17 protein-coding genes and 2 tRNA genes are annotated in these 18,305 nt (G+C 71.3%); 12 read left to right on the top strand and 7 right to left on the bottom strand.

Going from position 1 to position 18,305, the window contains the following annotated elements; translation table 11 throughout:
- Positions 1-27 precede the first annotated feature (27 nt).
- The 4 genes from WFH25_RS05320 (at position 28) to WFH25_RS05305 (ending at position 2,733) form a co-directional block, all read left to right on the top strand.
- Complete coding sequence (locus WFH25_RS05320) at positions 28-960, top strand: ATP-binding cassette domain-containing protein (protein ID WP_336697042.1); 933 nt, start codon at positions 28-30, stop codon at positions 958-960.
- The gene (locus tag WFH25_RS05315; protein ID WP_336697041.1) at positions 957-1,982 is read left to right on the top strand and encodes a D-isomer specific 2-hydroxyacid dehydrogenase family protein; all 1,026 of its coding nucleotides are present in this window, start codon (positions 957-959) and stop codon (positions 1,980-1,982) included. Before WFH25_RS05320 ends, WFH25_RS05315 begins: the two co-directional genes overlap by 4 nt.
- A gap of 100 nt (positions 1,983-2,082) precedes the next feature.
- Positions 2,083-2,155: transfer RNA gene (locus WFH25_RS05310), tRNA-Asn, on the top strand.
- Between the two features lie 89 nt (positions 2,156-2,244).
- Positions 2,245-2,733, top strand: coding sequence for a hypothetical protein (locus WFH25_RS05305; protein WP_070418713.1), 489 nt, complete (start codon positions 2,245-2,247; stop codon positions 2,731-2,733).
- Positions 2,734-2,817: 84 nt separating this feature from the next.
- Here the strand turns inward: WFH25_RS05305 and def are convergent, their stop codons facing one another.
- On the bottom strand, positions 2,818-3,393 hold the full coding sequence (gene def / locus WFH25_RS05300) for a peptide deformylase (protein ID WP_071294837.1): 576 nt from the start codon (positions 3,391-3,393) through the stop codon (positions 2,818-2,820).
- 39 nt (positions 3,394-3,432) lie between these two features.
- Here def and WFH25_RS05295 point away from each other — a divergent pair, with 39 nt between their 5' ends.
- From WFH25_RS05295 to WFH25_RS05270, 6 genes are all read left to right on the top strand, one after another.
- Complete coding sequence (locus WFH25_RS05295; RefSeq protein ID WP_175473624.1) at positions 3,433-4,344, top strand: DMT family transporter; 912 nt, start codon at positions 3,433-3,435, stop codon at positions 4,342-4,344.
- 113 nt (positions 4,345-4,457) lie between these two features.
- Positions 4,458-5,669 (top strand): glycosyltransferase, encoded by a 1,212-nt coding sequence (locus WFH25_RS05290; RefSeq protein WP_071294838.1) that lies wholly within the window; start codon positions 4,458-4,460, stop codon positions 5,667-5,669.
- Between the two features lie 13 nt (positions 5,670-5,682).
- Positions 5,683-5,757 (top strand) — tRNA-Ile (locus WFH25_RS05285).
- Between the two features lie 55 nt (positions 5,758-5,812).
- Positions 5,813-6,949, top strand: a complete 1,137-nt coding sequence (locus WFH25_RS05280; protein WP_229085312.1) for an AI-2E family transporter — start codon at positions 5,813-5,815, stop codon at positions 6,947-6,949.
- Positions 6,946-7,746: a DUF1684 domain-containing protein gene (locus WFH25_RS05275; protein WP_336697040.1), complete on the top strand. Its 801-nt coding sequence runs from the start codon at positions 6,946-6,948 to the stop codon at positions 7,744-7,746. Before WFH25_RS05280 ends, WFH25_RS05275 begins: the two co-directional genes overlap by 4 nt.
- A gap of 147 nt (positions 7,747-7,893) precedes the next feature.
- Positions 7,894-8,394, top strand: a complete 501-nt coding sequence (locus WFH25_RS05270; RefSeq protein WP_071294840.1) for a DUF3145 domain-containing protein — start codon at positions 7,894-7,896, stop codon at positions 8,392-8,394.
- 291 nt (positions 8,395-8,685) lie between these two features.
- Here the strand turns inward: WFH25_RS05270 and WFH25_RS05265 are convergent, their stop codons facing one another.
- The 6 genes from WFH25_RS05265 to aceE all read right to left on the bottom strand — a co-directional run bounded on the left by WFH25_RS05265 (position 8,686) and on the right by aceE (position 16,573).
- Positions 8,686-9,930 (bottom strand): beta-ketoacyl-[acyl-carrier-protein] synthase family protein, encoded by a 1,245-nt coding sequence (locus WFH25_RS05265; protein WP_261646846.1) that lies wholly within the window; start codon positions 9,928-9,930, stop codon positions 8,686-8,688.
- A 201-nt stretch (positions 9,931-10,131) separates the two neighbouring features.
- Positions 10,132-10,380 (bottom strand): acyl carrier protein, encoded by a 249-nt coding sequence (locus WFH25_RS05260; RefSeq protein WP_022903951.1) that lies wholly within the window; start codon positions 10,378-10,380, stop codon positions 10,132-10,134.
- A 114-nt stretch (positions 10,381-10,494) separates the two neighbouring features.
- Positions 10,495-11,550 carry a beta-ketoacyl-ACP synthase III gene (locus WFH25_RS05255; protein ID WP_070418718.1) on the bottom strand — a complete coding sequence of 352 codons (1,056 nt, stop codon included), beginning with the start codon at positions 11,548-11,550 and terminating at the stop codon, positions 10,495-10,497.
- Entirely contained in the window at positions 11,547-12,488 is a 942-nt protein-coding gene (locus WFH25_RS05250; RefSeq protein WP_336697039.1) for an ACP S-malonyltransferase, read from the bottom strand. Before WFH25_RS05250 ends, WFH25_RS05255 begins: the two co-directional genes overlap by 4 nt.
- A 106-nt stretch (positions 12,489-12,594) precedes the next feature.
- Positions 12,595-13,821 carry a PucR family transcriptional regulator gene (locus WFH25_RS05245; RefSeq protein ID WP_070418720.1) on the bottom strand — a complete coding sequence of 409 codons (1,227 nt, stop codon included), beginning with the start codon at positions 13,819-13,821 and terminating at the stop codon, positions 12,595-12,597.
- Positions 13,822-13,828: 7 nt separating this feature from the next.
- The gene (gene aceE, locus WFH25_RS05240; protein ID WP_070418721.1) at positions 13,829-16,573 is read right to left on the bottom strand and encodes a pyruvate dehydrogenase (acetyl-transferring), homodimeric type; all 2,745 of its coding nucleotides are present in this window, start codon (positions 16,571-16,573) and stop codon (positions 13,829-13,831) included.
- Between the two features lie 244 nt (positions 16,574-16,817).
- On the opposite strand from aceE, the gene WFH25_RS05235 reads away from it, so the two are divergent.
- The gene (locus WFH25_RS05235) at positions 16,818-17,306 is read left to right on the top strand and encodes a peroxiredoxin (protein ID WP_070418722.1); all 489 of its coding nucleotides are present in this window, start codon (positions 16,818-16,820) and stop codon (positions 17,304-17,306) included.
- A gap of 53 nt (positions 17,307-17,359) precedes the next feature.
- A complete protein-coding gene (locus WFH25_RS05230) occupies positions 17,360-18,304 on the top strand; it encodes an alpha/beta fold hydrolase (RefSeq protein ID WP_336697038.1) in 945 nt (314 codons plus the stop codon).
- The last annotated feature ends 1 nt before the right edge of the window (position 18,305 follow it).

Here is an 18,305-nt window from a genome sequence, read left to right as displayed (position 1 = left end):
GCCAGGGGGCGGCGTGGAAGGGGACCCATGATCGCGGTCAACGGACCGGCGGTCGTCGCGGACGACGTGTCGATCGAGTACCGGAGCGGACGGGGGACGGATGCGATCCGGGCCGTCGACGGCGTGAGCCTCACGGTCCGTCAGGGGGAGATCCTGGCCGTGCTCGGCGAGTCCGGGTCCGGCAAGTCGACGTTCGCCGCGGCGATCGCCGGCCAGCTCGGCACCACCGGCGAGGGCGACGGTGCCCACCGTCGGCACATCGTCGGGGGCGAACTCACGGTGCTCGGGCAGAAGACGCGTGGGCTCCGACCGACGTCCCGCAAGCTCGAGCGGCTCAGCGGCCGCATAGGCTACCTGCCGCAGGACGGCGCGGACCGGCTCAGCCCGGACCTCACCGTCGGCGAGGCCATCGCGGAACCGATCTACGCCCGAGACCGCCGGTTCGACCGGAAAGAGGCCGGCCTGATCGTCGCCCGCCTGGTCGACGCCGTGCACCTGCCGCTCGGGGTGATGCGGCTCAACACGTGGGAGCTCTCGAGCGGGCAGCGGCAGCGCGTCGCCCTCGCGAAGGCGCTCGTGCTCGAGCCCCAGCTGCTCGTCGCCGACGAACCCGCCCGCGGCGTCGACGTGCTCGTGCGGCAGTCGGTGCTCGAGGCGCTGGCGACCCTGCAGCGGAACCGGCAGTTCTCGGCGGTCGTGGTGTCGAGCGACCTGCGCGAGGCCCGGGCACTCGCCGACCGGGTGGCGATCATGGCCGAGAGCCGGCTCGTCGGTCTCGGCACCTTCGACGAGGTCCTCGACAACCCCGTCGACCCCTACGTCAAGACGCTCGCGTCGACGGCGGCCCGTCCGGTGAAGCGTCGGCAGCCGGCGTCGGCCGCACCCCGTCGGTCCTCGGTGCCGCGTCGGCCGGTCGCCGCCGGCACCGGTCCGCGCGCGGAGCGGCAGGAGAACGCATGAGCGCGGGTACGTCGCCGTCGTCGGGGGTGCGCGGGCACCGGGCCGTGGTGACCGACGCGGGTGCCGAACTGCCGGTCGCCCCGCCGTCCGCGGGCCCGATCGCGATCCTGCCCGCCGGGGACGGCACCGCCCTCCACGAGGACGCCGTCGCCGCAGCCGGTGGGACCGTCGCTCCGCTCGGGGCGGACACCGCCGGACTCGTGTGGCTCGACCCTCGCGATCCCGCGGGACTCGCCGACGCGCTCGACGGCGCACCGTCCATCGGCTGGGTCCAGTTGCCGTTCGCCGGCGTCGACGCCTTCGCCTCGCTGATCGCCGAGCACGGCGACCGGGTGTTGTTCACCTCGGCCAAGGGCGCGTACGCCGAACCCGTCGCCGAGCACGCCCTCGCGCTGACGCTCGGGACGCTGCGGGTGCTGCAGAAGCGTGCCCGGGCGCGGTCGTGGGCGACCGAGCCCGAGGGTGTCTCGCTCTACGGCCGGAACGTGGTCGTCATCGGCGCCGGTGGCATCGCGCTGGAGTACATCCGCCTGCTCGCGCCGTTCGAGGTCTCGGTCACCGTGGTGCGCCGGTCGTCCTCGCCGGTTCCCGGGGCGGACCGGACCGTCACGACCGACCAGCTGGACGACGTCCTGCCCGATGCCGATGTGGTCATGATCGCCGCGGCGATGACCTCGGGGACCGCGAAGCTGTTCGGGCCCGCGCAGTTCGCGATCATGAAGCCGTCGGCACGGCTCGTGAACATCGCCCGCGGGGGACTGGTCGACACCGCCGCGCTCGTGGACGCCCTGCGCAGCGGTGCGATCGCTGCGGCCGGACTCGACGTCACCGACCCGGAGCCGTTGCCGGACGGACACCCGCTCTGGGACGAGCCGGGCGCGATCATCACGCCGCACCAGGCCGACACGCCGGAGATGGTGGCGCCGCTGCTGGCCGAGCGCGTGCGGGTGAACACCGTGGCGTTCCTCGGCGGAGTCGGCGAGGGCTTCGTCGGCGTGGTCGACCCGGTCGCGGGGTACTGAGCGCGGCACGCCCGGGATGCGTGGCGGATGCGCGGGGTCGCTCCCGGGTACTGCTATGCTGTTACCCGTTGTTCGCACGACATTCGCCAGCGGACAGTGATCCTCGATAGCTCAATTGGCAGAGCAGCCGGCTGTTAACCGGCAGGTTGTTGGTTCGAGTCCAACTCGGGGAGCAGCACGGCCCTCACCTTCGGGTGGGGGCCTTTTGCGTGGCGTCGGAGCTCGCAGCGGACGCATGGCCGGAAGCTGTTAGCGTTCACAGGTGATCACCGTGCGCCGAGCCCTCGCCGCGGGCGTCGTCGCGGCCGCGGCGATCGGCCTCGTGGGGTGCACGACCGGCGCGGAGTCCGAGCCGGGCGACTCGCTCGACACCACCGCCACCTCGGGCGTCGCGGTGTCCGGCACGGCACCGATCGTCTTCGCGTTCGTCTGCGACGTGGGGACGTCGGACCGCTCCGAGACGTACACGACCTACTCCGCCGTGTGGGACGACGAGCGCACCGACTGCCGGGCGCAGCGGATCACCGGCACCGAGATGTCGACGCAGCAGCGCTCCGCGGTCGACGCCGCCGAGGGGGACGCCACGCTCGAGGAACTCGCGACCACCTGCGCGGTGCGGGGGACCGGGCCGTGGGCGGCCTCCGTCGACTCATCGGCCGAGGCGCACGTCGCGGCCGGTCTGCTCGAGTACTGCCCGGGGCATCCGGAGACCGAGCACCTGCGGGACGCGATCGCTGCCTGGCGGGGGTGAGCCGCGCCTCCTGGGCCCTGCTGATCAGCGCCGGGCCGACGCGGTTGGCCGTCGACCGGACCCGGGCAGACGGGACGAGCGCCGTCAGCCCTCGGGGTGGTCGCGCCCCGGCAGCCAGGACTTGCCCGGGCCGCCCCAGCTGTTCTTCCTGATGGCCTTCGCGACCTGCTTGCCGTACGGGTGCACGAGCCGGTCCGCGTAGAGGTACCCGTCGAGGTGGTCGTACTCGTGCTGGAAGATGCGGGCGAGCCAGCCGTGGGCCTCGACCTCGAACGGCGTGCCGTGCTCGTCGACGGCACGGAGCAGCGCGCCCTCGGAGCGGCGGAGCGGGAACCGTTCGCCCGGGACCGAGAGGCAGCCCTCGGACTCCTCGTCCTCGTCGAGTTCCTCCACAGCCTCGGGAACGGCGGGGGTCGTCCACAGGACGGGGTTCACCGCGACGCCGCGGTGCAGGACCTCGTCATCATCGGTCCATGAGTACACGAACAGCCGCTTGCCGACGCCGACCTGCGGGCCGGCCAGTCCGACCCCGGGTGCGAGGTCCATCGTCTCGAACATGTCGGCGACCAGCGATCGCAGGTCGTCGTCGAAGTCGGTGACCTCGGCTGCACGCTCGTGCAGGACGGGTTCGCCGGTGATGCGGATCGGGAGAACGGCCATTCACCCAGGTTATCCGGCGGGGAACGGTAGCCTCGACGCGTGACGACGGACCTCCAGCTGCCCGACGCGGTGAACCTCACGCCGTTCCAGGCGCTCATGATCCCCGTCGCGCTCATCGGGGCGGTCTTCCTCTCACTGGGGGCGCAGTTCCAGAGCCGCGGGGTGCAGCGGGTGGAAGCGCGGCTCGGTCGGCAGTCGAAGGGACTCAGCGTCCGGCACGTCGTCGGGCTGGTCTCGAGCGGCTACTGGGTGCTCGGCACGCTCATGCTCGGCATCGCCGTGGTCCTGCAGCTGGTGAGCATCACGTACGCGCCGCTCATCGTCGTGCAGCCGCTCGGCGCCGTGGCCCTCGTGATCACGACCTGGTTCTCGTCGCGGTCCTCCGGGGTCCCGCTCGGCCGTCGGGCACGGCGAGCTGTCTGGACGTGCATCGTCGGCGTCGGCATCTTCGTCGGCATCGCGGCCTTCGTCGGGCACGAGAGCGCGATCACGAGCCGACAGCTCGTCACCGTGCTCGTGATCCTGGCCGTCGTGCTGGTGCTCGTGCTGGTGTCGTTCCGCCTCGTCGCGAAGCACAAGAACGCGCTGTACTACATCGTCGGCGCCGGCGTCCTCTACGGGTTCGTCGCGACGCTGGCCAAGGTCGTGCTCAACCGGTTCGTGAACGGCACGTTCGACTGGCTGACGGTGCTCGCGATCGTCGGGGTGGTCGTCGCCGCCTCGCTGGGCGGGTACTTCGTGCAGAACGCGTACTCGAGCGGGTCGGCCGACCTCGTGATCGCCGGGCTGACGGTCATCGACCCGATCGTCGCCGTCGGCATCGGGGTGATCGTCCTCGGCGAGGCCGCCGGCGCCCCGGTCTTCGCCGTCTTCGGCTTCGTCGTCGCCGCCGCGATCGCGATCACCGGGGTGTTCCTCCTCGCCAAGCACCACCCGCAGACCCGCTCCTGAGCCGTCGTCCCGTGGGGTGACGGAGTCCACCGCGAGGCGGACGCGCTGCCCGAGCGGCGTGCGGTAGCGTCGTCGAACGACCAGCAATCGCCCACGAGAGGACGACGCCAGCCGTGTCAGACGACGCCACCACCGCCACCGCCGGACCGACGGGTGCGACGGGCGGTCGACGACCGCTGCGCGTCCTCATCGCAGCGGACACCTTCGCACCTGACGTCAACGGAGCCGCGACCTTCGCCGAGCAGCTCGCCGTCGGCCTCGCCGAACGCGGGCACGAGGTCCAGATCGTCGCCCCGGCGGCGAGCCGCCACTACGGCACCTTCGACGAGGAGCTCCACGGTGTGACCCTCGTCGTGCACCGCCTGAAGTCCTACAAGTGGCCGCTGCACGCGTGGCTGCGCTTCGTGTGGCCGTGGAGCGTGAAGAAGTGGACCGCCCCGATCCTCGACGCGTTCCAGCCCGACGTCCTGCACATCCAGTCGCACGTCGTCGTCGGCCGGGGCATGGTGCCCGAAGCGCACGCGCGCGGCATCCGGGTGATCGCCACGAACCACTTCATGCCCGAGAACCTCCTCGAGTACACGCCGTTCGGCAAGCGCACGGTGCCGATCGCCGTGAAGATCGCCTGGAACGACGCCGCCAAGACCTACCGGCTCGCCGACGCGATCACGACCCCGACGAACCTCGCCGCCGACTACCTGCGCCGGGCCATCGCCGGGCAGCGGGTCCTGGCGATCTCGTGCGGGATCGACGCCACCCGGTACGTCGCACGCGAGGGGCGGCCTGCGGGCAACGACATCGTCTTCGTCGGTCGGGTCGCACCCGAGAAGAACCTCGACGTCCTCGTGAAGGCCCTCGCGCTGCTGCCGTCCGAGCTCGGAGCCACGCTGACGATCGTCGGCGACGGCGAGATGATCCCCAAGCTCCGGCAGCAGGCGAAGGAGCTCGGGCTCGAGGACCGCGTCCGCTTCCTCGGCTTCGTCTCGGACGAGGTCAAGCAGCAGGCGCTCACCAACTCGACCGTGTTCGCGATGCCCTCCACCGCCGAGCTGCAGAGCATCGCCTCGCTCGAGGGCATGGCCTCCGGCCTCCCCGTCGTCGCGGCGGACTCGATGGCGCTCCCGCACCTCATCGACGGCAACGGGTACCTCTTCACCCCCGGTGACGAGCACGACCTCGCGGCGAAGCTCACGGCGGTGCTGACCGCGTCGGACGAGGACTACGTCACGATGCGCGACCGCAGCCTGGCGATGATCGAGGCGCACGACATCAACCGCACGCTCTCGACGTTCGAGTCGCTGTATCGTGGGGAACCGGTGGCCTGACGGTCCCCGGCACGGGGCGGTAGCCAAGCTGGTCAAGGCAGTCGGCTCATAACCGAACGATTCGCGGGTTCAAGTCCCGCCCGCCCTACATGTCAAAAGCCGACGCGGGTTCGAGCAACAGCAAGCGACCGCACCCGCCCCGCGTGCACCTCCCGAGGAAGCGCGACACGCAGCAGCAACAGGACGACCACAGCCCGACGCCCAACGTGACGTTCGAGGTGACCCGTGGTGGCACCGGCGTGCGCGTGAACGCCTTCCGGATCGGCTTCATGGGTGCGCTCGGCGTGCTCGTCGCCGTCGTCGCGGGGGCGATCGTCAACGAGCTCTCCACCGTGCTCGTCTACGTCGGCGTCGCGCTGTTCCTGGCGCTCGGCATCGACCCGTTGGTGTCCTTCCTCGAACGGTTCGTGCCGCGCTGGGTGGCCATCACCGTCGTGGTCGTCGGGGTCCTCGCCGCGTTCGCCGGGGTGGTGTTCGCGGTCGTGCCGATCCTCGTGCAGCAGGCGACGAACCTCATCCAGAACTTCCCCGACATCGTGCAGGACATCTCGAGGCAGGAGTGGGTGCAGAACCTCTCCGACCAGCTGTCCGGGTCGTTCGACATCGACCACGCGTTGCAGTCCGTGCAGTCCTTCGTCGAGAACCCCGGCAACCTGCTGAGCCTCGGCGGCGGGATCCTCGCGGTCGGCAGCGGGATCCTGACCGGTCTCACGGGCGCCGTCATCGTCATCATCCTGATGCTCTACTTCCTCGCGTCGATGCGCGGCATGAAGTCGATGACCTACCGATTCGTCCCGGCGTCCCGCCGCGAGAACTTCATCGACGTCAGCGAGCAGATCACCCAGGCGGTCGGTCGCTACGTCGTCGGGCAGATCTCCCAGGCGCTCATCAACGGCATCCTCAGCCTGGTGTTCCTGCTCATCATCGGTGCTCCGCTGCCCGTGCTGCTGGCCTCGTTCGCCTTCCTCGGGTCGCTCATCCCGCTCGTGGGCACGCTCGCGTCGGCCATCGTCATCTCGCTGCTGTGCCTGTTCGCTTCGCCCGCGACGGCCCTCGCCGCCGCGATCTACTACCTCGTGTACATGCAGGTCGAGGCGTACGTGATCTCGCCGCGGATCATGTCGCGTGCCGTGCAGGTCCCCGGCGCCCTCGTCGTCATCGCAGCGGTCGCGGGCGGGACCATCGGCGGGGTGCTCGGCGCACTCGTGGCCCTGCCGGTCGCCGCGTCGGTGATCATCATCGTCCAGAAGGTCATCTACCCCCGCCAAGAGCAGTCGTGACCGCCTTCGACGAGCACGTCGCCGACCGTGACCGCTGGGCGACCAGCCCTCGGGGTCCGCTCGCGCTCGTGAACGCCCAGCGCGTCGACCACGCCCAGCCCGTGTGGCCGGTCCCGGGGCAGTGGGCACCGGCACCCGGCGGCCTCACGGTCACCGCCGACGCAGGTGACGGGGTGCTCGTCGACGGCGACCCGGTGGACGGCACCGTGCTCGTCGCCGGCGACGAGGCGGTCGTCCCGTCGGTGGTCGCCTTCCCGGACGGCCTCGCCGGGTCCGTCTCCCGTGGCACGCTGCGCGTGTGGGACCCGGCGTCCGACGCGATCGCCCGCTTCGCACGCATCGCCCGGTTCGACCACTCCGCCGCGTGGGTCACGTCCGGCAGGTACACGCCGGGTGTCCCAGGAGGCGCGGCGAGCGTCGTCGACGCAGCCGGCGATCCGCTCGAGGTCGCCGGACACGTCGAGACCACCCTGGGCGGATCGGCCGTCCGGTTGGTGGCGGTCCGCTCCGCGGCCTTCCGAGGCGCCGCGCGGCTGCAGCTCATCGTGCAGGACGCCACGAGCGCCCTGCCCGAGGACGATCCCGGCAGCACCTACTCGATGGGCCGGTTCCTGTACCTCGACGACCCCGGTGTCGCTGCCGACGTCGAGCTGGACTGGAACTTCCTCGTCCTGCCGCCGTGCGCGTTCTCGTACCAGTTCGCCTGCCCGATCCCGCCCGGCGAGAACCGGATCCCGGTGCCGCTCACCGCGGGGGAGCGGCACCCGCTCGACGCGTCGGGGCACGTCTTCCACTGACTCTGTCGCGGTGCCTGGTGTTCCCAGCGCGCAGCCTGCATAATGGGCGTGTCCGCAAGGACATCACAATCGGATATCGATGGTTCCGAAACGAGAACCTCCAGTTCAGGTCGATGGGGAAGTCGCACCTGACGAATCGGAGGAATCGTGAACGGAACGACCACCGGGGTGCTCTACGTGCACTCCTCACCACGCGCGCTCTGCCCGCACGTCGAATGGGCAGCAGGTCGCGCCATGAGCCGCGCCGTGAACTTCTCGTGGCTCGACCAGCCCGCTCAGGACGGCGCGCGTCGGACCGAGTTCACCTGGACCGGTTCCGTCGGCACGGGTGCGGCGATCGCCTCGGCCCTGCGCGGCTGGGAGCACCTCCGGTACGAGGTCACCGAGGAACCCACCTCCGAGTCGGACGGCGGCCGCTGGATGCACACGCCCGACCTCGGGGTGTTCTACGCGCAGACCGACGTCACCGGCAACATGGTCGTCCCCGAGGACCGCGTCCGCTACGCGATGGAGGTGGCGGGGAGCAACGCCCTCGAACTCCACCGCGAGCTCCGACTCGCCCTGGGTCAGGCGTGGGACGACGAACTCGAACCGTTCCGCCACGCCGCCGAGGGCAACCCGGTCGTCTGGCTGCACCGCGTCGGCTGAGTCGCGCCCGATCCTCCGTCACGGACGCCGCCCCTCGGGGCGGCGTTCGTGCGTCCGCGGCCGCCCGCCCGCGCCGAGTCTCGCCTCGGCGGACAGTTTCGCGCCTCCGGAGCCGCGAAACTGTCCGCGGGGCCGAGTCTCGGCGCACCGACGCGGCCACACGCCACGGGCCGCGGCCGCGGGGAGCGCGCCCCGCCCAGACCGACCAGGGACGGACGGAGGCCCGCCCCGACGACGCGGGACGGGCCTCCAGGACCGACGGACGGACCCGACGGGCCCGACGGACCGGACTCAGACGCTCCGGAACGCGACCACGGCGTTGTGCCCACCGAACCCGAACGAGTTGCTCACCGCGAGCAGGTCGCCCTGCGGGAGCTCGCGCGGCGCCGTGGCGACGTCCATCACGATCTCCGGGTCCTGCTGGGTGAGGTTGATCGTCGGCGGCGCGACGCGGTTGTGCAGCGCGAGGGCCGTGAACGCGGCCTCGATCGCACCGGCACCACCGAGGAGGTGCCCCGTCGACGCCTTCGTGGCGGACACCACGACGTTGTCGAGGTGGTCGCCGAACACGCGGCGCATGGCGTGGTACTCGGCGACGTCGCCCACCGGGGTCGAGGTGGCGTGCGCGTTGACGTGCACGACGTCCTCGCGCGCAGCACCGGCGTGCTCGAGCGCCTGCAGGACGGCACGGGCGGCAGCACTGCCCTCGGGGTCCGGCGCGGTGATGTGGAACGCGTCCGAGGTGATGCCGGCGCCGGCGACCTCGGCGTAGATCGTCGCGCCGCGGGCCTCGGCGTGCTCCTTGGTCTCGAGGATGAGCGCCGCGGCGCCGTCCGCGAGCACGAAGCCGTCGCGCGTGACGTCGTACGGACGCGAGGCGGTCTGGGGGGAGTCGTTGCGGCGGGAGAGCGCCTGCATCGACGCGAACGCCGCGAGGGGCAGCGGGTGCAGGGCGGCCTCGGCGCCGCCGGTGATGACGATGTCGGCCTCGCCGGTGGCGACGTGGCGGTAGGCCTCGGCGAGGGACTCGGTCGAGGACGCGCACGCCGAGAGGTAGGTGCGGGCGCCGCCGCGGGCGCCGAACTCCATCTCGATGGCGGCGGCCGGGCCGTTCGCCATGAGCATCGGGACCGTCATCGGCAGGACGCGACGGGGGCCCTTCTCGCGCAGGGTGTCCCACGCGTCGAGCAGGGTGTTGACGCCGCCGATGCCGGTGGCCCAGTCGACGATGAGGCGCTCGGGGACGACGGTCTCGGCGTCGATGCCGGCGTCGGCCCAGGCTTCGCGCGCGGCGACGAGCGACAGCTGCGACGAGGGGTCGAGGCGCTTCGACTCGGGGCGGGTGAGCTGGTCGGTGAGGAACCGGCGCGCCTGGCCGGCGAACTCGACGGGGAGCTCGAGCTCGGCGTAGCGCGGGTCCTCGATGCGGGTGATGCCGGACGTGCCGGCGAGCAGCGCGTCCCACGTTTCCGGGGCGGTCGCGGCGAGGGGCGTGATCGCACCGATCCCGGTGACGACGACGGTCTTGTTGGTCATGGAACGACGTGTTCTTTCGTGAGGACGTCCGACCGCTCGTGGCGGTGCCGGACGGAGCCGGGGCGGCCCGACGAACGCCGGACCGGGGCGGCCCGACGATCGCCGGACCTGTGTGGACCGACGAAGGTCGGTCCGGTGGACGAGATGAGCGCCGCGGCCCGCGGTCGGTCCGCCGGGGCCGCGGCGCTCAGGAAGCTCGCGTCAGGCCTGGGCCTTGACGATGTAGTCGACGGCGTCGCCGACGGTCTTGAGGTTCTTGACCTCTTCGTCGGGGATCTTGACGTCGAACTTCTCTTCGGCGTTGACGACGATGGTCATCATCGAGATCGAGTCGATGTCGAGGTCGTCGGTGAACGACTTGTCGGCCGCGACGGTGTCGGTCGCGATGCCGGTCTCGTCGTTGATCAGCTCGGCCAGGCCGGCGAGGACTTCTTCGTTGGACAGGGCCATGGGGATTCTCCTTGAGGGGGTGTCGTTTGACCGTGGACCAGCCTAGGGCACGCAGCGGTCGCGTGCCCGGAGGCTCGTCGGAGGGTGGCCGCGCGGGTGCGTGGCCGGGATGGGCTAGGGGAGGACGACGACCTGGGCGCCGAAGACGAGGCCGGCGCCGAAGCCGATCTGCAGGGCGAGGCCGCCGGAGAGCTCGGGGTTCTCCTCGAGCAGGCGGTGCGTGGCGAGCGGGATGCTCGCGGCGGAGGTGTTGCCGGTGGTGGTGATGTCGCGCGCGATCACGACGGACTCGGGCAGGCCGAGCTGCTTGGCGAACTCGTCGATGATGCGGATGTTCGCCTGGTGCGGCACGAACGCGGCGAGGTCGGACGGCTGGATGCCGGCGGACTCGAGCGCCTCACGGGCGACCTTGACCATCTCCCAGACGGCCCAGCGGAACACGGTCTGACCGGCCTGCCGTATCGTCGGCCGCGCGGCCCCCGCTTCCCACTCGTTGTAGGTCGAGGTCATGCCGATCGCGTCCCACTTCGACCCGTCGGAGCCCCAGATCGTCGGGGCGATCCCGGGGAAGTCGCTCGGGCCGACGATCGCCGCTCCGGCACCGTCGCCGAGCAGGAACGAGATCGAGCGGTCGGTCGGGTCGACGATGTCGCTGAGCTTCTCGGCACCGACGACCAGCACGTGGTCGGCGATGCCGGACTTCACGAACGAGTCCGCCTGGGCGATGCCGTACGCGTACCCGGCGCACGCGGCGCTGATGTCGTAGGCCGCGGCGGGGGCGGCACCGATGCGCTCGGCGAGCAGCGACGCCATCGACGGCGTGGCGACGGTGTGGGTCACGGTGCTCACGAGCACGACGCCGATCTGGTCGGGCGTCAGGCCGGCCTTGGCGATCGCGTCGAGCGCGGCGGCCTCGGCGAGGTCGACCGCCTCGACGTCCTTGCCGGCGCGCATGCGGGTGATGATCCCGGTGCGCTGGCGGATCCACTCGTCGGAGGAGTCGATCGGCCCGACGAGGTCGTCGTTCGGCACGGCGTTCTCACCGCGGGCGGCGCCGAAGGCCAGGATGCGGGTGAACTCGTGGCCGCGACGCTGCTGCAGCAGCGGACGGGAGGCGCGGGTCGGCTCCGTCCCCTCGGTCGCGGTGGTCGGGATGGGGGCGTCGGTCATGCGGTTGCGTCTGCTTCCTGGCCCGCGCTCTGCAGCAGGTCGATCGCTGCGGGCAGGTCGTCGGGGGTCTTGATCGCGACGGTCGGCGTCCCGCGCAGACCGCGCTTCGCCAGGCCGACGAGGGCACCGGCGGGTGCGAGTTCGATGATGCCCGTGACACCGGCGGCCGCGAAGGACTCCATCACGGCGTCCCAGTGCACGGGGCTCTGGATCTGCTGGACCATGAGGTCGACGAAGCGACGACCGTCGTCGACACGGGAACCGTCGGCGTTCGTCCAGATCGGCAGCGACGGGTCCTGCACGGTCGCGGCGGCGGCGACCGGGGCGACACGCTCGACGGCGGACGCCATGTACCGGGTGTGGAACGCACCGGCCACGGCGAGGGGGATCACGCGGGCCTTCGCGGGTGGGTCAGCGGCGAGGGCGGCGATCGCGTCGGCGGGACCGGCGACGACGGTCTGACCGCCGCCGTTGTGGTTCGCGGGGACGAGGCCGTTCGCCTCGAGCGCGGCGGCGACGGCATCGGCGTCCCCACCGAGGACGGCGGCCATCGACGTGGGCTCGAGCGCGGCGGCGTCCGCCATCGCCCGGCCGCGTTCGGCGACGAGGGCGACGGCGTCGGTCGGCTCGAGGATCCCGGCGACCCCGGCGGCGGTGAACTCGCCGACCGAGTGGCCGGCGACCCCGCCCACGAGAGCACGGCGGCCGTCGGCGAGCAGGGCGTCGGCCGTGATGAGACCGGCGGCGACGATGAGCGGCTGCGCGAGCGCCGTGTCCTTGATGGTCTCGGCGTCGGACTCGGTGCCGTGGGCGGCGAGGTCGACGCCGATGGCCTCGGACCACGCCCCCACGCGGTCACGGACGGTGGCGTCCTCGAGCCAGGGGGCGAGGAAGCCGGGGGCCTGGGAGCCCTGTCCGGGCGCGACGACGACGATCACCGGACAATCCTGCCCGTCGGCCCGCGCCGCACCCGTGTGGGCTTCCCACAGCGATGACCGCTCGACATTGTGCATTTCCTAGCGACGATGCGGCATACGACGTCGCTCACCGGCGGTGCGGGATGCGACGCCGCCCGGCGGTCGACTCGGACATGGCACCGAGGATGAGCGCCGACTGCACGATGAGGGCGTCCCGCGCGTGCGTGGCGTCCCACCCGATGATGTCCGCCACGCGGCGGAGCCGGTAGCGCACCGTGTTCGGGTGCACGAACAGCTCGCGCGCCGTGGCCTCGAGCGACCGGCCGGTGTCGAGGTAGCACCAGAGCGTCTGCAGGAGCTCCGTCGACTGGTCCTTGAGCGGCACGTAGATGCGCTGCACGAGGGCGGACCGGGCGAGCGGGTCGCCGGCGAGGGCCCGCTCCGGGAGCAGGTCGTCGGCCAGGGCCGGACGAGGAGCACCGCGCCAGGCCCGCGCGACCGCGAAGCCGGCGAGGGCGCCCTTGGCACTGGTGGACGCGTCGACCACGCCGGGCACCTCGTTGCCGAGGACGAGGTGTCCCTCGCCGAACGAGGGCTCGAGCGCCTGGGCGATGGCGGTGAAGGACACCGGCTCCTCGCCCTCGGGGACGTCGTCGCGCGGCGTGGCACGGCCGATCACCACGACGAGGCGGGAGCCCTGCACGCCGATGAGCACGTCGGCGTCCATGTGCCGCGCGGTGCGACGGATCTGGTCGACCTCGAGCTGCTTCGGCGCGTTGCCGACCAGGACCGCGACCTCGCCGTGACCGTGCCAGCCGAGGGCCGCGATGCGCGACGGGAGTTCGTCGTCGTACTCGCCCGACAGGATGGAGTCGACCACGAGGGCCTCGAGCCGGGCGTCCCACAGCCCACGGGCCTCGGCCGCGCGGGCGTAGACGTCGGCGGCCGCGAAGGCGATGTCCCGCGAGTACTTGAGGATCGCCTCCTGCAGCATCTCGTCGTCCTTGGCGCGTTCCTCGACCACGGTGACGACCACGCGGATGAGCTGGAGCGTCTGCTGCAGGCTCACCGAGCGCAGGAGTTCCCGCGGCGCGGAGCCGAAGACGTCCGCCGCGGCGATCCACGGCGTCGACGCGGTGCCCTCGAGCCAGCTGATGAACGAGGTGATTCCCGCCTGGGCCACGAGCCCCACGGCGGAGCGTCGGCCCGGAGGCATCTCGCTGTACCAGGGGAGGGTGTCCTCGAGCCGCTTGATGGTGGCGGTGGAGAGTTCCCCGGACACCTGACGGAGCCAGGAGAGCGCCCGCTCGCGCGCGCTCTCCTGGCTCTCGGAGTCCGGTCGGACCGACGTCACTCGCTGATCAGCTCTCGCCGCCCGCGCTGCCCGTGGTGCCGGCGGTCACGTCGTGCAGGCGGTACTTGTCGATCGCCTGCTGGACGAGCGCACCGTCGACCTTGCCCTGCTTCGCGAGCTGCTGCAGCGTCCGCACGACGACCGAGGGGCCGTCGATGTGGAAGAAGCGGCGCGCTGCCGGACGGGTGTCCGAGAAGCCGAAGCCGTCGGCGCCGAGGGTGGCGTAGTCGGTCGGGACGAACGGGCGGATCTGCTCCTGCACGGCGTGCATGAAGTCGCTCACCGCGACGACCGGGCCCTCGGTGCCGAGCAGCCGCTCGGTCACGTACGGGGTGCGCGGTGCCTCGTTCGGGTTGAGGAAGGCGTGCTGCTCCGCGTCGAGACCGTCGCGGTACAGCTCGCCCCAGCTCGTGACGCTCCAGACGTCGGCCGACACGCCCCAGTCCTCGGCGAGGAGCTGCTGCGCCTCGAGGATCCACGGGACGGCGACACCCGACGCGAGCAGCTGGGCCTTCGGGCCGTCGTGCTCGCTGCGGTTGAGCAGGTACATGCCCTTGACGATGCCGTCGACGTCGATGCCCTCGGGCTCGGCCGGCTGGACGATCGGCTCGTTGTAGACCGTCAGGTAGTACATGACGTTCGGGTCGGCGTGCTTGGCGCTGCCGTCCTCGTTCGTGCCGTACATCCGGTCGAGGCCGGCCTGGACGATGTGCCCGATCTCGTAGCCGTACGCGGGGTCGTAGGACACCACGGCCGGGTTCGTCGTCGCGAGGAGCAGCGAGTGGCCGTCGGCGTGCTGCAGCCCCTCGCCCGTGAGCGTCGTGCGACCGGCGGTGGCGCCGATCATGAAGCCACGGGTCATCTGGTCGCCGGCGGCCCAGATGGCGTCGCCGGTGCGCTGGAACCCGAACATCGAGTAGAAGACGTAGACCGGGATGAGCGGCTCGCCCTGCGTCGAGTACGAGGTGCCGACCGCGGTGAACGCCGCGAGGGCGCCCGCCTCGTTGATGCCGACGTGGATGATCTGTCCCTGCGGGCTCTCCTTGTAGGCGAGGAGGAGCTCACGGTCGACCGACGTGTAGTGCTGGCCGTTCGGGTTGTAGATCTTCGCCGTCGGGAAGTACGCGTCCATGCCGAACGTGCGTGCCTCGTCGGGGATGATCGGCACCACGCGGTCGCCGAAGTCGGGGGAGCGGAGCAGGTCCTTCAGCAGTCGGGCGAACGCCATGGTGGTGGCGATCTCCTGCTTGCCGGAGCCCTTCTTGACGACCTGGTACTTCGAGTCCTCGGGGAGGGTGATCGACGTGTACTTGGTGCGACGCTCCGGCACGTACCCGCCGAGCTCACGCCGGCGCTCGTGCATGTACTGGATCGCCTCGTCGTCGTTCCCGGGGTGGTAGTACGGCGGCGTGTAGGGGTTCTCCTCGAGCTGTGCGTCCGTGATCGGGATGCGCATCTCGTCGCGGAACTGCTTGAGGTTGTCGAGCGTGAGCTTCTTCATCTGGTGCGTCGCGTTGCGCCCCTCGAAGCTCGGGCCGAGGCCGTAGCCCTTGACCGTCTTCGCGAGGATGACGGTCGGCTGGCCCTTGTGCTCGGTCGCGGCCTTGAACGCGGCGTAGACCTTGCGGTAGTCGTGCCCACCGCGCTTGAGGTTCCAGATCTGGTCGTCCGTGTAGTCCTTGACCAGCTCGAGCGCCTTCGGGTCGCGCCCGAAGAAGTTCTCGCGGACGTACGCGCCGTTCTCGGCCTTGTACGTCTGGTAGTCGCCGTCCGGCGTCTGGTTCATCAGGTTGAGGAGCGCGCCCTCGGTGTCGCGGGCGAGCAGGTCGTCCCACTCGCGGCCCCAGACGACCTTGATGACGTTCCAGCCCGCACCGCGGAAGAACGCCTCGAGCTCCTGGATGATCTTGCCGTTGCCGCGGACCGGACCGTCGAGACGCTGCAGGTTGCAGTTGATCACGAAGTTCAGGTTGTCGAGGCCGTCGTTCGCGGCGACCTGGAGCTGTCCACGCGACTCGACCTCGTCCATCTCGCCGTCGCCGAGGAACGCCCAGACCTGCTGGTCGGAGGCGTCCTTGATGCCGCGGTTGGAGAGGTACTTCGCCTGCTGCGCCTGGTAGATCGCGTTGATCGGGCCGATGCCCATCGACACGGTCGGGAACTGCCAGAAGTGCGGCATGAGGCGCGGGTGCGGGTAGGACGAGAGTCCGCCGCCGGCGTGGGACTTCTCCTGACGGAAGCCGTCGAGCTGGTCCTCGCCGAGGCGCCCTTCCATGTAGGCGCGGGCGTACATGCCGGGGGACGCGTGCCCCTGGAAGAACACCTGGTCGCCGCCGGACGGGTGGTCCTGCGCGCGGAAGAAGTGGTTGTAGCCGACCTCGTACATGGCGGCGCTCGACGCGTAGGTCGAGATGTGGCCGCCGACCGCGATCCCGGGGCGCTGCGCGCGGTGCACGGTGATCGCGGCGTTCCACCGGATCCACCGGCGGTAGCGGCGCTCGAGCTCCTCGTCGCCCGGGAACTCGGGCTCGTTCTCCGGCGCGATGGTGTTCACGTAGTCCGTGGTCGGGACCATCGGCACACCGAGGTGCAGTTCCTTGGACCGCTTGAGCAGGCTCAGCATGATCTCGCGGCCACGCTGGTGGCCGTGGGTCTGCACCAGCCCGTCGAGGGACTCACGCCATTCGGCGGTCTCCTCCGGGTCCTGGTCGCTGCTGCCGTGGCTGTACGGGTCCTGGTCGTTCACCGTCACCCTTGACCTCGTTCGTTCTCGTGGTGGTGGACATGGCGGGCCACCGGTTGGTCGGGTCACGACCGGATGGGGCCCCGACCACTCTAGGCCCCCGCACCGACCCAGAGGCTGATGGTGACGTGTGGGTGGACAGGTGCTTGCATTCGGGTGACGTCGGCGTACGATTGCCGATCGTGCACACGCGACCCGTGCGTGCGCGAGGACACCGGGCACACCCCACGCCCGAGGAAGAAGCAACGCACTGATGGCACTGGAGATCGGCTCGCTCGCGCCGGACTTCGAACTCCCGAACCAGTTCGGGGAGCACGTCCGCCTCAGCGACTTCCGTGGCGTCCGCCCGGTCGCGCTGGTCTTCTTCCCGCTCGCGTTCTCGTCGACCTGCACGAACGAGCTCTGCGCCCTTCAGGACAACATCGCGATGTTCCAGGACCAGCGCGTCGAGCTCGTCGGCATCTCGGTCGACTCGAAGGCGACGCTCCGATCCTTCGCCGAGTCGAACGGCTACGACTTCGAGCTCCTCGCGGACTTCTGGCCGCACGGCGCCGTCTCGAAGGAGTACGGCGTCTTCCTCGAGCACAAGGGCTTCGCCACCCGCGCGACCTTCGTCATCGATGTGCAGGGTCGCATCAAGGCCTCGATCATCTCCGAGCCGGGCGTCGCCCGTGACGTGACGGAGTACAAGGCCGCGCTCGACCGCCTGGCGGCCTGCGCCGCACCAGTCCCCGTCGGCTAGCGTTCCGAACACCTCCTGAGGCGACGTACGACGCGTCGCAGACTGGAGGCACGGTGCACGCCGTCGACGACCGCCCACCCACGCGGGTGGTCACCACCGAGCCGTACGCGCCGTTCCCGGTCACCGCCGACGCCGACCGGTGGGGCCTGCAGCGCACCGTCGTCCCGACCGACGTCGGCCCGGTCGTCGTGCACCACCGACCCGGCCCCGCCGCGCTGCTCCTGCTGCACGGGGTCGCCGGGTCGTGGACCACGTGGACCCCGCTCCTGGCGGCGGCGGACGGCATCGACGACCGCGGCCTCGTGCTCGTCGACCTGCCGGGCTGGGGCGCGTCACCCGCACCGGTCGAGCCGCTCGGGGTCGACCGGGCGGCGTCGGTGCTGACCACGGTGCTCGACGCCCTCGCCGTGCCGGACGTCGACGTCGTCGGGCACTCGATGGGCGCCTTCGTCGGCATGCACCTGGCCGTCGCGGCACCCGGACGCGTGCGTTCCGTCGCGCTCGTCTCCGGCACGACCGTGGCGACCGCCGGAGCGTCCCGGCACCCCGTGCGCGGGATCCTGACGCTCCCCGCGTTCACGCTGCTGCGCGCGGGCCTCGCGATCACCGGGGAGACGGCACGGCCGCTCCTGCGCGGACTCCGGGCGATCGGCCTCCTGCCCGTCCTCGCCGCTCCCGTCTTCTCGCACGTGCGCCGGCTCGACCCGAGCGTGCTCGAGGCGTTCGTCGACGAGCTCCGTCCGGCCGGCTTCACCGGAGCCGCTCGTGCCGCGGCCGCCTACGACCTGGACCGCTGGCGCGGCGTGACGTGCCCGGTCACGGCGATCGCCGGGCGGGACGACGTGTTCGCCCGGGTGTCCGACCTCGCGGCGCTCCGTGGCCTCCTGCCCGACGTCCGGACGGTGCTGCTCGACGACTGCGGGCACTTCGCCCACGTCGAGCACCCGACCGCGGTGGCGCGCGCGCTCGACCTCGTCCGGTCCGCACGTCCGTCGTAGG

It is taken from the genome of Curtobacterium sp. USHLN213 (genome assembly GCF_037144815.1).
Lineage (GTDB): Bacteria > Actinomycetota > Actinomycetes > Actinomycetales > Microbacteriaceae > Curtobacterium.
This window is presented reverse-complemented; position numbering and strand designations above follow the sequence as displayed.